We start from the raw sequence: 12359 nt of genomic DNA on the forward strand, positions 1-12359 counted from the left end.
TATATGGCCGAACATGCACCATGATTGGCATTTTCTCGCAGCGGTTATCCCGGAAGGGAAAAGGGCTATTAAAGATATTGCGCATTTCATGCAGCACGGCATTACAGCATAACCCAATATTCAAACTCTTGAGCCGAAGTCCGTGCGCTCCACACCCTCGCTGGGCACGGCGGCAAACGGCAGCCCCTCGGGGATGTCGACCTCGAGCACGCCGGACGAGTCCCGATCGGCTTGGGGAGCCCCGATGCGGGTCGGCTCGTAGTAGTTCACCCCGTAGACGTCCAGCGGTTCGGAGATCACACGTAGGTCGGCTGCCAGCTGTTCCGGCGACACCCCGGTCAGCTGCAGGATGCCTCCCGCGATCTCGTCGCTCGGGTAGACGCCGCGCAGAATCGGGTCGGCGAAAGTCCAGTTGGTGAGGTCGGCGAAGACGTGGGCGGCAATCAGGTCGGCGTCGTCGTCGCTGGCGGGGATGACGGGGAAGTGCTGGTTGGCCACGCCGATGCGTTGTGCCCCGGCAGCCCGCAAGCGCTGCACAGCCAAGCCGTGTGCGAGCAATTGGTAGTGCGCCGCGGGCAGTGCGGCAAGTTCCAGCCCGAGACCGGGCGCGTGCTCGCTCAGACCATGGCCGTACAGCGTGTGGACGCTCATCTCGTTGAGGGTGAGCCAATCGGTGACGCGGTCGGCGAAGTGCTCGCCGAGGAGGGAGGCATAGTCAGCGAATGCCTCGGCGGTCTCTCGCGCCATCCACCCACCGGCTTCTTGTAGTGCCAGCGGAAGATCCCAGTGATAGAGCGTGGGCACGGGGTTGATGCCTGCCGTGAGCAGCGCGTCGATCAGCCGGTCGTAGAAGTCGAGCCCTCGCTTTTCGACCGTGCCGCGACCGGTCGGCAGGATGCGAGGCCAGGCGAACGAGAAGCGGTAGTCCTGCACGCCGAGCTGTGCCAGCAGCGCGACGTCTTCGGCGTAGCGGTGGTAATGGTCGATCCCCACGGCAGGGGAGTCGCCGCCAAGCACACGTCCGGGCTCCGCCGCAAAGACGTCCCAGATGCTGACGCCTCGGCCATCGGCATCCGTTGCCCCTTCGATCTGGAAGGCCGAGGTCGAGGTTCCGAAGCGGAAGCCCGGGGGGAAGACGAGTGAGCTGGGCATGGAGTCCTTTCAGGGGCGGGAGCGGAGCGCGGGAACGCAAGCCAGTGCGAGGAGGGAGGCGATCGCGGCTGCTCCGTAGAGTCCGGTGTAGCCACCCCAGAGCAGCACGATGGGAGCTGCGACGACGGGGGCGAGCACCTGGGGGAGGGATGCGGCGATGTTGGACAGGCCGAGCATCGTGGCGTACGTGCTGTCGGCGCGCAGGGTCGAGGTGATGATCGCGAGCTCGACCGCGATGTACAGTCCCCAGCCGATGCCGATGAGCGAGGCTGCGAGCAGCACGACGGGCAATGCTGGGAAGAACGCCAGCAGGAGGGAGCCCGCCGCGACGATGATCGCCGCGCTCGCGACGAAGGGCAGGCGGCGCCCCCAGCGATCAGACAGGGGACCGAAGACGCTTGCGACGGCTACGGTTACCACCACGTTCACGAGGGTGATGATGAGTACCCATTCACCGGCGTCGACGAGACCGACACCGTCGGTCAGGTAGTAGTACATGTACAGCAGCACCAGGGCGTTGGCGAGATTCATGAGGAAGCGGATGGCCCACATCCAGCTGAAGTGCGCGGTCGGGCGAAGTCCCGCCACGAAGGTGCGCATCGGCCGTCCGCTGCTGCTCGTGACGGTATCGGTGGTGGGCGGTTCGTGATGGACGATCGCGAACGAGAGCACGAGCGCCGGTACGGCGAGAGCGAGCGCCGCATAGCCGAGACTTCCTTCGCCCAGGAGCACGGCGATCGCGGTGCCCAGAACGACGCCGATCGTCTGGGCCACGCCGAACAACGCGCCGACAAGGCCGCGCTGAGCGTCGGGGACGCGATCGGCGATGACAGCGGCGAGGGCGGCGAAAGGACCGTTCAGGCCGATCTGCACAGTGACCCACCCGACAGCCATCCAGACCGGGTCGGGGGCCACGGCAAGGATGACCATGCCGAGCGAGCCCATCACCGTGCCGACGACGAGGATCGGGCGGCGCCTGCCCCACCGTGACCGAGTACGGTCCGAGATTGCGCCCCAGAGTGGGTTCGCGACCATTGAAGCTGCGGCGCCGATACCGGTGACAACCGCCAGGATCGCCTCCTTGGGCACTCCGGCCGATTCGAGCGCCGCGGCTTGCGCGGGAAGCAGGATCTGCAAGGGGCCGAACCACCCGGCAGCCACGCCGACCATGGCCAGCACGAAGGCTACGATCCACCGGGGTGTTACGCGGGTGAGGATCTCGGGAGTAGGCGCCGAGGTCGCCGGGGTGTCAGCACTCATGCTGAGCGTTGAGATCGATCGTCGGGATGGAGCCGGTGGGGTGGTGCCTAGCCGACATCGGATGCCTTTCCTGGTGCCGTCGGGTCGGGGAGGGCATGGCGGGCGTGAGAGTTGGACGCTTGACCAGGAACATAGGGGATCCGCCTCGACCCGCGCAAGCAATGGCGCGACTTTCGTCGAGGGGAAGCGAGCGACGTAGGGTGGGAGACCGAGCGCCCGCGGCGAATCGAGTTGTCGGGCTCTTGTATCGGGAATCGGCGTCGTCGTGTTCAGTTCAGTGCATCTCATCATCCTTCTGGTGGTGCTCGCCATCTATGCCCTGTCGATTTGGGCCCTGGTCGTCACTGTGCGCTCTGACCAGCTCATGACAAGCGAGAAGATCATCTGGTCGGCGATCCTGCTGCTGGTGCCAGGAATCGGGCTGATCGTGTGGGCTCTGCTGTGGTTCACGCGGAGGTGGCCGCGCCACTCGGTCTGAGGGCCTGCCCCTGCATCAAGGTGAGTCAGGCTTTCGGGTAATGCGGCCGCAGCGTGCGGGCGATCGCCCGGCCCATCATGCGGTCGGGGAGGATTCGGGCGAGGCGAGTGAGAAGGGCGGCGTCGCGCCCGATCGTGTAACGGGTCCGCGGGCGACGGTCCGTTGCGGCTCGCGCGATGACCTTGGCTGCCTCTTCTGCAGACACTCCCTCGCTTGCGAACGTCGCGGAGTGGCTGAGGAACGCTGCCATGAGCCGGTCGTACCTGTCGTGCTGTTCGACGGTCATCTGCGAGTGGAGGTCTCTGGCGACGGCGGAGCCGCGGTCTCCCATCGCCGTGCGCACGCCGCCCGGTTCCACGATGACGACCTGGACGCCCTGAGGCGCGAGCTCTTGCCGCATCGCGTCACTGATGGCTTCGATCGCGAACTTGCTGCCCGAATAGGCGCCATACGCCGGCATCGCGATACGTCCGCCCGTCGAGCTGATGTCCACGACGCGTCCGCCGCTTCGGTGCAGCGCCGGTAAGAGCGCTTGTGTGAGAGCGATCTGCCCGAACACGTTGACCTCGAACACGCGACGCCATACCTCGAGCGGCAGGGCTTCGACGGGTGCGTTGGCCGCAATTCCCGCGTTATTGACCAGCACACGTAGCGGGCGCTCGTCGTGGTGCGAGTCGATGCGATCGCGGAGAGCAGCGATCGTGTCGGGTTCGGTGATGTCGAGGATGACGGGTTCGATGCCAGCCTGTCGGAGGGCTTTGCCATCGGAAGCTCGCCTGACTCCGGCGAGCACGTCGAATCCTCGCCGGGAGAGTTCGACAGCGGTTGCCCGCCCCATGCCGGTCGAGGCTCCGCTGACGACGGCAAGCTGTGAACTTTCATGTGACAGTGTCATGCGGGCGACGATAGCACTTCGGATGACATTGTCAAATAGAATCGGACGATGATCGCTCGAATCGAGTCCGCGGCGGCAACACGTCGCGCCCTGTTAGAGGCCACCGCCGAACTCTTGGACGAGGGTGGGGTCGATGCCGTGACCCTGCGGGCCGTCGGCGCTCGTGCCGGGGTGTCGAGGGGAGCTCCTTACGGTCACTTCGCCGACAAGGAGGAGCTGCTGGCAGCTGTCGCGATCGAGCGATGGAATCGCCTGGCGGATGACTTGGCTCAGCTGCGGGCGCGAGAGGAGCTTTCCGCCCGTTCGCGTCTGGAGTCTGCGCTCGCCGCCATGCTCACCATTGCGCGTCGTCAGCCGCATCTTCACGCACTGATGTTTACGCCGCCGCAGCGTGATCCGGAGTCACTGGCACGCGCGGCTGTCGCCTCGCAAGACGAGTTCCTCGCGATCGTTGCCGCTGTCGTGGGTGACTCGCGGGCGCGCGGGATGGGAGCGCTGCTACTGAGCGGCACCCTCGGTGTGGCAGGGATGGAGCGTGCCGGGCAACTCGACACCGAGAAGTGGGGCGTCAGTGGTGACGATCTCGTGGGTATGCTCGCCGACCTGGCTGAGGCGTCTTAGCTCGGTCGAACGACCTGCGCTACGCGCTCAAGGGCGCTCGGAACGAGCCGGTAGTACGCCCAGGTGCCCCGCTTGGATCGTGTCAGGAATCCCGCGTCCGTCAGCACCTTGAGGTGATGTGACACCGTCGGCTGGGCCAGCCCCACGGGTTCGGTCAGGTCGCACACGCATGCTTCTCCGTCCTCGCTGGCAGCGACGATCGATAGAAGTTGCAACCTGGCCGGGTCAGCAAGCGCCTTGAGTGCGGATGCGAGCTCCTCGGCATCCGTGCGAGAGAGCGGAGCCTGCGCGAGAGGTGCGCAGCACGCCGCGGGGTCCGCCTGGGGAAGGATGTCGAGGGAGGTCATACATCGATAATAGTGAATATTGACAGATATCGATATAGCGTCGCATACTGGCTCTCCACACTCGCCTAAGTTGACCGGAGACTCCCGTGACACTGCTCGACCTCACTGCCCGCCCAACCAGCGACGCCCGCCTCGCGACTCTGCCCGTGGTCATCATCGGTGCAGGTCCCGTCGGGCTCGCCGCCGCCGCTCACCTGCTCGAGCGCGGCATCGACGTCGTCGTACTCGAGGCGGGGGAGCAGGTCGCTTCCTCGATCCGCCGGTGGGGCCACACCCGGCTCTTCTCGTCGTGGCGGCACCTGATAGACCCCGCGGCGCGGCGTCTGCTCGAGGCCGGAGGGTGGACCGACCCGGTTGATCTCGACCGGATGCCGACAGGCCAGGAACTCATCGACGAGTACCTCGAGCCGCTTGCCACGCTCGATCCCCTCGCTTCGCGGATTCGACTGTCGACGCGCGTTGCTGCCGTGGGTAAGGACGGCATCGATCGCACCCGCACGGAGGGACGCGCGAACACCCCGTTCCTCCTACAGATCGAGGATGCCGAGGGGATGACTGTCGAGCTACGGGCCCGAGCCGTGATCGATGCATCAGGAACCTACGAGACCCCCAATCCGCTTGCCTCCTCAGGGCTCGACCTCCCGGGCGGCGCGAGTATCGCCGACCGGGTTTCGCACGCGCTTCCCGACGTCGCGGGTGCGGATCGTCACCTCTTCGCCGGGCGGCACACCACCGTGGTCGGTGCGGGACACTCTGCGGCGAACACTCTGCTGGCTCTCGCCGACCTTGCCGACCAGGTGCCCGGCACCCGCGTCACCTGGCTGTTGCGCACACCTTCGGCCACCCGCGTCACGGCATCGGAGGCCGACGAACTCCCCGGCCGCGCGCGGTTGGGGGCTCGAACTGACGAACTCGTTGCATCCGGCCGCATCCAGCTTGTCGATTCCTTCCGGATCGCCCGCGCCGAGCGCACCGAGAGCGGGGTGCGACTGATCGGCACCCGAGACGGTGCGCCTGCCGTGCACGAAACTGATCACGTCGTCAGCGCCACCGGCTTCCGCCCCGACCTGGCGATGCTGCGCGAGATCCGTATCGAGCTCGACGAGGTCGTGGAGGCGCCCCGCAGGCTCGCGCCCCTCATCGACCCCAACATCCACTCCTGCGGCACGGTGCCTCCGCACGGATTCGCCGAGCTGCAGCATCCGGAGCGCGGCTTCTTCATCGTCGGCATGAAGTCGTACGGGCGGGCGCCGACGTTCCTGCTGGCGACGGGGTACGAGCAGGTGCGCTCGATCGCAGCGTGGCTCTCGGGTGACCTCGCGTCGGCATCCGCGGTGCAGCTGACCCTCCCCGCGACGGGTGTGTGTTCGACGGATGCCGCGGGCACCGGATCGTGCTGTTGAGCGCCACGGTTCGCTCGATGACCGCGCAGGACTGGGGACAAGTCGAGCTCATCTTCGCCGACGGCATCGCTGGAGGCGAAGCCACGTTCGAGGTCGCGACCCCGAGCTGGGCGGAGTTCGACGTCGCCAAGCTCCCCGAGCCGCGCTTGGTTGCCGTCAGCTCCGCGGGTGAGGTCATCGGTTGGGCGGCTGCTTCGCCCGTGTCGAGTCGGGCAGCCTACCGCGGGGTCATCGAGCACTCGGTCTATGTGGCGCCCGAGCATCAGGGGCGAGAGGTCGGGCGCGCGCTGCTGAGTCGATTCGTGACGGATGCCGACGCCGCCGGCTACTGGACAATCCAGTCGAGCATCTTCCCCGAGAACACCGCGAGCCTGCGCCTCCACGAGAAGTACGGGTTCCGCGTCGTCGGCCGGCGCGAACGAATCGCACGCTCGCAGCTCGGACCGCATGCCGGCCAGTGGCGCGACACCGTCGTGATCGAGCGCCGCTCGACACGCAACGGCGTGGCGTGACCCCGACTCAGATGAGGTCGATCAGGTCGCTCACGACCTCGTCGATACTGATGTCGGTCGCGGTGCGGCCGACGATCGCGGGCCCGGCCTTCGGTGAGGGAACCGTGTGTCCGCCGTCGATGACCGTGTAGATGGTCACGGGGGATTTGTTCGGCTCGCTGTACGTGGCGCGTTCGACGCGGGTGGGGCGCCGCTTTGCTCCGCGGTGCGGGAGGGCGGTGACCTCGGGTGTGGCGCTGATGCCATTGCGTCTAGCGAAGTACTCGGCGGTTGCCGGCGCAGAAAGACTCACCCCGTCGACCTTGAACACCTTGCGCGCCCACCACGGCATCCGACCGCCCTGGAACGGGATGATCGGATCCGTCGTGCCATGAATGAGGGTGATCGGCACGGAGCGCTCGGCGGTCTCTGCGTAGCCGCTCAGGAAAGACTCGCGGACCGGCATCGTTGCCGACACGATCACACCGCCAGCGAGCAGATCGGATGCCTCGTGCAGCAGTCGGAAGATCATCTGGCCGCCGTTGGAGAAGCCGAGACCGATGACTCTGCCGCGGTCGATGTGGTGGGTGCGCTGGAGTTCGTCGACAAGTGCCCGCGCGAACGCGACGTCGTCCACCTGGTCTCTGCGCGCGGGGAAGGCGCTCTCGGCTCGCGCATCGTTCCAGTTGCCCCGGTGCCCATCGAGATACGCGACGACCGCGCGGCCATCGTGCGCGAGGTCGTCCAGGACGTGGCCGGTGAACTCGCGGTGCGTCGCTCCGTCCTGGCGTGAGCCGTGGAAGACGAGAACGAGCGCTCGGCCTTCGGGGCCGTCGAGGTCGCCGACCACCGTGTACGTGCGGGCGCGGGCGCCGACCGTGATCGTTGCGTGCATTGTCATTCCTTCGCCGAGCGAGCGACTCTCGCTTGCCTCGAGGACGACGCTATAGTCTGACATCATGTCAAGGTCAAGGCGATGAAGATCGGTGAACTGAGCGCGCGCAGCGGCGTGAGCCAGAGGTCGCTCCGGTACTACGAGGAGCGAGGCTTGATCTCGGCGCATCGTGAGCCCAACGGGTATCGCGACTACGACGAGTCGACCGTGGAACAGGCGCGCACCATCCACATGCTGTTCGGAATGGACTTTCCTCGAGACGTCGTGCAGTCCGTCCTCGCATGCGCCGGCCCGGCATCCGCGGCAACCCACGACGCGCTTGCCGACCAGCTTGAGGTGGTTCTCGACGAACTCACGCAGCGGATCACCAAACTCAGCGACACGCGCCAGCAGATCGAGACGTTCCTGGAATCCCGCGGCCGGAGATCTCCAACGTCAGTGGCGCGCGGCTGAATCTGTCGCGTGAGCTGTGCGCCGCAGGTTGCGCGTCGCTACCTCTCGACACCCACGACGCTGACGCGTCCCTGCCGCGAGGCCCGCTGCCCACCCTGGTGCCCTGCAACCTGCGGGCGGAGCGAGCGTACCCGCGTCGACCCCTGCGCGACGGAGCGCCCACGCGATGAGCGAATTGCTGTTCCACATGTCGGTACTCGGCGGAACTGCGCGCCCCCAGGTGTGGAGAGGAACGTCGGGCAGGGTGTCGAGCAGCCCCTGCGCCTGTGTCCTGCCTAGCGGGATCGAGGTCGGAGCTGCAACGGCGTACGCCCGATCGGGGAGTACTCCGTTCGGCCAGGCGCGAACGACATAGCGGAACATCCGGAATCGTCCGAGCGCTGGCAGACCCACCGGCCCGGTCGCCACGACCCCGGATGCCGTGCGCGGCTGCCCCCACTGTGGCGTCATCTCGATGACGTATCGTTCGCCGCCCGTGAGAACCTCGAGCGCTGCGTGCACGAGCTGTAGCGGCGTGCGGTGGTCGCGCCACGCCGACATCAGCTCCCACCACCGGCTCGTGTGCGCCACAATCACTCCGCCGGCACCGACCGGAAGCCACCAGAGATCCGCACGATCGGTGCGCTCGGCATCCATGGCTCTATCGTCGCGCGGAGAGGGGTGCGACGGTATCGGCCGGAGGTCCCGTATTCGGGCCGGAGCAGATCTGGGGCGCCTAGGCTGAGGCTGTGACGAGTCGCGAGCCGCAGGCGTGGGACTGCCCGACGTGCGGCGACCGGCTACGGTACGAGATCCTCGACGATGAGCGATTCCTCGTCGCCTGGTCGTGCGTCAGATGCGGGCTGGTACGCACGACGGAACCCGCGTAGGACGATCCGACCGGACCGGAACGATCGGGTACGCGCGGCTCGGATCTCGCAGGCTGGATGTCGAAGGAGGCCCCATGATCGCGGAGCTCAATCGACTGATCGATGTCATCGACGACGACCTGTCCCAAGACATTGACATCGCGGCGCTCGCGCGGGAGTCGGGCGTGACCGAGTACCACCTGCGGCGGATGTTCTCATCGCTGGTCGGGATGCCGCTGTCGGAATACATACGCCGCCGACGGATGACGGTCGCGGCCGCCGCCGTCGTCGCGGGCGACCCGCTCCTCGATATCGCGGTGCGGTTCGGATACGGCTCGACTGAAGCCTTTGGCCGGGCGTTTCGCGCGGTCCACGGTTCGTCACCCGCCGAGGTCCGGGTAACTGGTGGTCCCCTTCGCACACAACCGAAACTCAGGCTCCGCCTGACCGTCGAAGGGAACACCACTATGGACACGCGCATCGCCGAACGCCCCGCGTTCCGTCTCGTCGGACACGCCACGCGCGTTCCGCTCATCCACGAAGGAATCAACCCGCACATCCAGCAGTTCGTCGCTGCACTTCCCGCGAGCGAACACGCCCGACTCAAGGGGCTCAGCAGCACCGAACCTAGCGGCTTGCTGCAGGTGAGTGACGGCGTCGATCCGGATTACCGGGAAGGAACCGAACTCACCTACCTCCACGGCGTTGCGACGGATGCCGCGGCATCGGTGCCCGCTGATCTCGACGTGATCGAGGTCGAGGCGGGGGAGTGGGCTGTCTTCCGCACGTCAGGGCCCTACCCCGCAGCGCTCCAGGAGGCTTACGCAGCATCCGCGTCGGACTGGTTCCCGTCCAACCCCTGGCAGCTGCGTCCGGGTCCCTCGATCGTCGCCGTTCTCGATCGCGCCGACGACTTCAGCACGGCTACGACCGAGCTCTGGATGCCGATCGCGCGCCGCTAGCGCATCGTCTGCTCGGCGCCTACCGCATCGCGGTCAGCACTCCCGCGGCATCCAACGCGACCTCAGCGTTCAGCGCGAGGCGATCCAGGAATCCTCGGTCGTGGCTGACCACGATCATCGCGCCGCGGTAGGCGCCGAGTGCCGCGATGAGCTGCTCCGTGGTCTGGAGGTCGAGGTTGTTCGTTGGCTCATCGAGCACGATCAGTTGAGGCGGTGGATCGGTGAGGAGCACCTGCGCGAGGGCGACCCGGAACCGCTCGCCGCCCGAGAGCGCCGCGACGGGCCGATCCACCATGGCGCCGCGCACGAGGAGTCGCGCGAGCCGGTTGCGAAGCTCTGCTCGCGGAGTGTGCGGCGAGACTCGGCTCACGTTCTCGATAACGGATGCCGCGTCGTCGAGAGTGTCGAGGCGTTGGGAGAGCGTGCCGATGCGATGAATGTGCGCGATGGCTACCGCCCGCCCGGGGGTGGCAGCCACGCCGGAAACCAGCCCCTCGAGCAGCGTGGTCTTGCCGACCCCGTTCGGTCCGGTGATCGCGACGCGCTCTGGTCCCTGGACGACGATCGTTCGTCCGTCGCTCCCCGTGAATTCCGCGATCCGCTTGCCCGGAGGCACGGCGGGGTCGGGGAGGTCAATGCTGACCCGGTCGTCATCACGGATGCGTGACTCAGCATCCTGCAGCGAACGCTGCGCCGCCTGCATCCGATCATCGAGCAGCCCGCGCTGCTTTCCGTGGGTCTTCTCGGCCGAGTTTCGCCGGTCGTTGACGACGGCTCCGATGTACTTGCGGTTTGCGGCATCCTTCTTGCCTTGCCGCTCGCTGTGCGCGATACGCTCGGCCGCCGCGATCCGCTGCCGCTTCTCGACGCGGACCGTGTGCTCTGCTGAACGTAACGCGCGCTCGGCGGCTGCCTGCTCGCGTGCAACCTGCTCTCGAAATTCGGAGTACGGACCGCCGTAGAGCATCAGCGAGCCGGCCCGCAGTTCAGCTGTGTTCTGCATGCGCTCGAGCAACTCGAGGTCGTGGCTGACGACGATCACGGGACCGTCCCACGCGCCGATGAGGTCGTGGACCCGTGCCCGTCCGTGGGCGTCGAGGTTGTTGGTTGGCTCGTCGAGCAGGGCGATGTCGGCTCCGCGCATCCGGATGCCGACGAGCGCGGCGACTGTCGCTTCGCCGCCCGAGATCGTCGTGACGGGTCGGTCGAGCTCGTCGATGTCGACGCCAGCCGCGCTCAGAGCGGCAATTGCCCGCTCCTCGACGTCCCAGTCCGCGCCGATCGAGTCGAAGAGGACGGGGTCGATGTCGCCCCGCTCGACGGCGGCGATCGCGTCGACGATCGAGCGGATGCCGAGGAGATCGACGAGTGTATGGCCGGGCTCGGCATCCGTCCGTTGCGGCAGGTAGTCGACGACGCCCGCCGTCTGGACAGTGCCGGATGTCGGCGTGAGGTCGCCGGCGATCAGACGCAGCAGCGTCGACTTGCCGACGCCGTTGAGGCCGACAAGACCCGTCGAGCCGGGTGGGAACGAACCCGACACGGCGTCGAGAAGGCGGTGGCCGTCGGGCCAGGTGAATGTGAGGTCGTGAAGAACGACGGAAGGATTGGGGGCAGGCATGCGGAACTCCAGAACGTGTCGGTCCCTGACGAGGTCAGGGTGGACGCTGACACGGGTCCGCGGAGGGGGCAGGATGGTCCGGTCAGCAGGGGATGCTGAAGCCCGAACCTGTCATGTCTCTTCCTTGCCGTTCACTCCTTCTCACGAGCAGCGGATGCCGCAGGAGTGCGCCCTCAGTATGCCACGAGCAACGATTCTTGGAAGTCTGCTCGCCTCACCACACACGTCATCTGTCATGAGAACGGGCGCTGTCGCGGTAACTGCGCGGCGTCTCACCGGACCACCTCCGGAAGGCACGAGTGAAGCTCGTGGGTTCCTCAAAGCCGCAACTGATCGCGATTTCAGCGATCGGTAGGTTCGTCTCATTGAGGAGTCGCTCCGCTCGTTGCATCCGCAATGAGCGGATCTCGTAGGCAGGGCTCGAATCGACCTCGGCGAACACCGCATGCACCGTCCGTGCCGACAGACGCTCCGCGGTCGCGACGGCATGCACGTCGAGGTGCGGGTCGGCCAGGCCCTGCGCAATCCGAATCCGCACGGCCGCGCGTATTGACTCGTGCGAGCGGGCTGGAACGGGGCTCCCTGCGGCGCTGCGCAACGCGCCCGCGAGAAGCTCGAGGCAGATGCGCGCGGTCTCGGATGCTCCGGTGACCACCGGCCGTCCGGCAACGTGCGATCCGGCGACCCGGCGAAGCGGGGATAGCGCGGGGGAGGTGCGCAACGACAGCGTCCGCGCAGTCAGGTCAGACAACGACGTCCGATCGAGCCCCAGCAGGCTCATCGGTGCCTTAACCTCGATCCACCGATGAGCCGTGGGTGTGCCGGGGCGGCATGATCGGGGCGCGGTGACGCGTCGAGGGCAGGGTTGAGTTCCGGGCGTCGCATCCCGGTCGTCCACTTGGTCCTCGGTCGTGCCGCGTTGCGGCGATGGTC

At 66.9% G+C, this 12359-nt stretch carries 15 protein-coding genes; 7 read left to right on the top strand and 8 right to left on the bottom strand.

Annotated features, from left to right (window positions below; genetic code table 11):
* Positions 1-120: 120 nt before the first annotated feature.
* Both Q1V87_RS05325 and Q1V87_RS05330 read right to left on the bottom strand, forming a co-directional pair.
* Complete coding sequence (locus tag Q1V87_RS05325) at positions 121-1152, bottom strand: family 1 glycosylhydrolase (RefSeq protein ID WP_300591151.1); 1032 nt, start codon at positions 1150-1152, stop codon at positions 121-123.
* A gap of 9 nt (positions 1153-1161) precedes the next feature.
* Positions 1162-2412 carry an MFS transporter gene (locus Q1V87_RS05330; protein ID WP_292712245.1) on the bottom strand — a complete coding sequence of 417 codons (1251 nt, stop codon included), beginning with the start codon at positions 2410-2412 and terminating at the stop codon, positions 1162-1164.
* 277 nt (positions 2413-2689) lie between these two features.
* On the opposite strand from Q1V87_RS05330, the gene Q1V87_RS05335 reads away from it, so the two are divergent.
* Positions 2690-2890 carry a PLDc N-terminal domain-containing protein gene (locus Q1V87_RS05335; RefSeq protein ID WP_292712247.1) on the top strand — a complete coding sequence of 67 codons (201 nt, stop codon included), beginning with the start codon at positions 2690-2692 and terminating at the stop codon, positions 2888-2890.
* 25 nt (positions 2891-2915) lie between these two features.
* Here Q1V87_RS05335 and Q1V87_RS05340 read toward each other — a convergent pair whose 3' ends face one another.
* The gene (locus Q1V87_RS05340) at positions 2916-3785 is read right to left on the bottom strand and encodes an SDR family oxidoreductase (protein WP_300591153.1); all 870 of its coding nucleotides are present in this window, start codon (positions 3783-3785) and stop codon (positions 2916-2918) included.
* A gap of 48 nt (positions 3786-3833) precedes the next feature.
* On the opposite strand from Q1V87_RS05340, the gene Q1V87_RS05345 reads away from it, so the two are divergent.
* Positions 3834-4406 carry a TetR/AcrR family transcriptional regulator gene (locus Q1V87_RS05345; protein ID WP_300591155.1) on the top strand — a complete coding sequence of 191 codons (573 nt, stop codon included), beginning with the start codon at positions 3834-3836 and terminating at the stop codon, positions 4404-4406.
* Here the strand turns inward: Q1V87_RS05345 and Q1V87_RS05350 are convergent.
* Positions 4403-4753 carry a metalloregulator ArsR/SmtB family transcription factor gene (locus Q1V87_RS05350; RefSeq protein ID WP_300591156.1) on the bottom strand — a complete coding sequence of 117 codons (351 nt, stop codon included), beginning with the start codon at positions 4751-4753 and terminating at the stop codon, positions 4403-4405. The two genes, Q1V87_RS05345 and Q1V87_RS05350, sit on opposite strands and share 4 nt — an antisense overlap.
* Before the next feature lie 86 nt (positions 4754-4839).
* On the opposite strand from Q1V87_RS05350, the gene Q1V87_RS05355 reads away from it, so the two are divergent.
* Both Q1V87_RS05355 and Q1V87_RS05360 read left to right on the top strand, forming a co-directional pair.
* Complete coding sequence (locus tag Q1V87_RS05355; protein ID WP_300591157.1) at positions 4840-6156, top strand: FAD-dependent oxidoreductase; 1317 nt, start codon at positions 4840-4842, stop codon at positions 6154-6156.
* Between the two features lie 17 nt (positions 6157-6173).
* Entirely contained in the window at positions 6174-6668 is a 495-nt protein-coding gene (locus Q1V87_RS05360; RefSeq protein ID WP_300591158.1) for a GNAT family N-acetyltransferase, read from the top strand.
* A gap of 7 nt (positions 6669-6675) precedes the next feature.
* On the opposite strand, the gene Q1V87_RS05365 is transcribed toward Q1V87_RS05360, so the two are convergent.
* Positions 6676-7542 carry an alpha/beta hydrolase gene (locus tag Q1V87_RS05365; protein WP_300591159.1) on the bottom strand — a complete coding sequence of 289 codons (867 nt, stop codon included), beginning with the start codon at positions 7540-7542 and terminating at the stop codon, positions 6676-6678.
* Positions 7543-7623: 81 nt separating this feature from the next.
* On the opposite strand from Q1V87_RS05365, the gene Q1V87_RS05370 reads away from it, so the two are divergent.
* Positions 7624-7995, top strand: coding sequence for a MerR family transcriptional regulator (locus Q1V87_RS05370; RefSeq protein ID WP_300591160.1), 372 nt, complete (start codon positions 7624-7626; stop codon positions 7993-7995).
* Here the strand turns inward: Q1V87_RS05370 and Q1V87_RS05375 are convergent.
* Complete coding sequence (locus tag Q1V87_RS05375; protein ID WP_300591161.1) at positions 7978-8631, bottom strand: hypothetical protein; 654 nt, start codon at positions 8629-8631, stop codon at positions 7978-7980. The genes Q1V87_RS05370 and Q1V87_RS05375 overlap by 18 nt on opposite strands.
* A 92-nt stretch (positions 8632-8723) precedes the next feature.
* Between Q1V87_RS05375 and Q1V87_RS05380 the strand changes: the two genes are divergently transcribed.
* Both Q1V87_RS05380 and Q1V87_RS05385 read left to right on the top strand, forming a co-directional pair.
* Positions 8724-8864, top strand: coding sequence for a hypothetical protein (locus Q1V87_RS05380; RefSeq protein WP_300591162.1), 141 nt, complete (start codon positions 8724-8726; stop codon positions 8862-8864).
* Positions 8865-8938: 74 nt separating this feature from the next.
* On the top strand, positions 8939-9805 hold the full coding sequence (locus Q1V87_RS05385; RefSeq protein ID WP_300591164.1) for an AraC family transcriptional regulator: 867 nt from the start codon (positions 8939-8941) through the stop codon (positions 9803-9805).
* Between the two features lie 19 nt (positions 9806-9824).
* Here the strand turns inward: Q1V87_RS05385 and Q1V87_RS05390 are convergent, their stop codons facing one another.
* Together Q1V87_RS05390 and Q1V87_RS05395 are read right to left on the bottom strand one after the other, a co-directional pair.
* The gene (locus tag Q1V87_RS05390; RefSeq protein WP_300591166.1) at positions 9825-11426 is read right to left on the bottom strand and encodes an ABC-F family ATP-binding cassette domain-containing protein; all 1602 of its coding nucleotides are present in this window, start codon (positions 11424-11426) and stop codon (positions 9825-9827) included.
* Between the two features lie 226 nt (positions 11427-11652).
* On the bottom strand, positions 11653-12359 hold a 707-nt coding region (locus Q1V87_RS05395), incomplete at its 5' end, for an AraC family transcriptional regulator (protein ID WP_300591168.1).

Source organism: Microbacterium sp., assembly GCF_030149085.1.
GTDB lineage: Bacteria > Actinomycetota > Actinomycetes > Actinomycetales > Microbacteriaceae > Microbacterium.

Excerpts from the sequence above, each read along its gene's own strand:
- Q1V87_RS05385 (WP_300591164.1), top strand. The coding sequence starts at position 8,939 with ATGATCGCGGAGCTCAATCGACTGATCGATGTCATCGACGACGACCTG.
- Q1V87_RS05390 (WP_300591166.1), bottom strand. The coding sequence starts at position 11,426 with ATGCCTGCCCCCAATCCTTCCGTCGTTCTTCACGACCTCACATTCACC.
- Q1V87_RS05345 (WP_300591155.1), top strand. The coding sequence starts at position 3,834 with ATGATCGCTCGAATCGAGTCCGCGGCGGCAACACGTCGCGCCCTGTTA.
- Q1V87_RS05365 (WP_300591159.1), bottom strand. The coding sequence starts at position 7,542 with ATGCACGCAACGATCACGGTCGGCGCCCGCGCCCGCACGTACACGGTG.
- Q1V87_RS05340 (WP_300591153.1), bottom strand. The coding sequence starts at position 3,785 with ATGACACTGTCACATGAAAGTTCACAGCTTGCCGTCGTCAGCGGAGCC.
- Q1V87_RS05330 (WP_292712245.1), bottom strand. The coding sequence starts at position 2,412 with ATGAGTGCTGACACCCCGGCGACCTCGGCGCCTACTCCCGAGATCCTC.
- Q1V87_RS05375 (WP_300591161.1), bottom strand. The coding sequence starts at position 8,631 with ATGGATGCCGAGCGCACCGATCGTGCGGATCTCTGGTGGCTTCCGGTC.
- Q1V87_RS05325 (WP_300591151.1), bottom strand. The coding sequence starts at position 1,152 with ATGCCCAGCTCACTCGTCTTCCCCCCGGGCTTCCGCTTCGGAACCTCG.
- Q1V87_RS05350 (WP_300591156.1), bottom strand. The coding sequence starts at position 4,753 with ATGACCTCCCTCGACATCCTTCCCCAGGCGGACCCCGCGGCGTGCTGC.
- Q1V87_RS05360 (WP_300591158.1), top strand. The coding sequence starts at position 6,174 with ATGACCGCGCAGGACTGGGGACAAGTCGAGCTCATCTTCGCCGACGGC.
- Q1V87_RS05370 (WP_300591160.1), top strand. The coding sequence starts at position 7,624 with ATGAAGATCGGTGAACTGAGCGCGCGCAGCGGCGTGAGCCAGAGGTCG.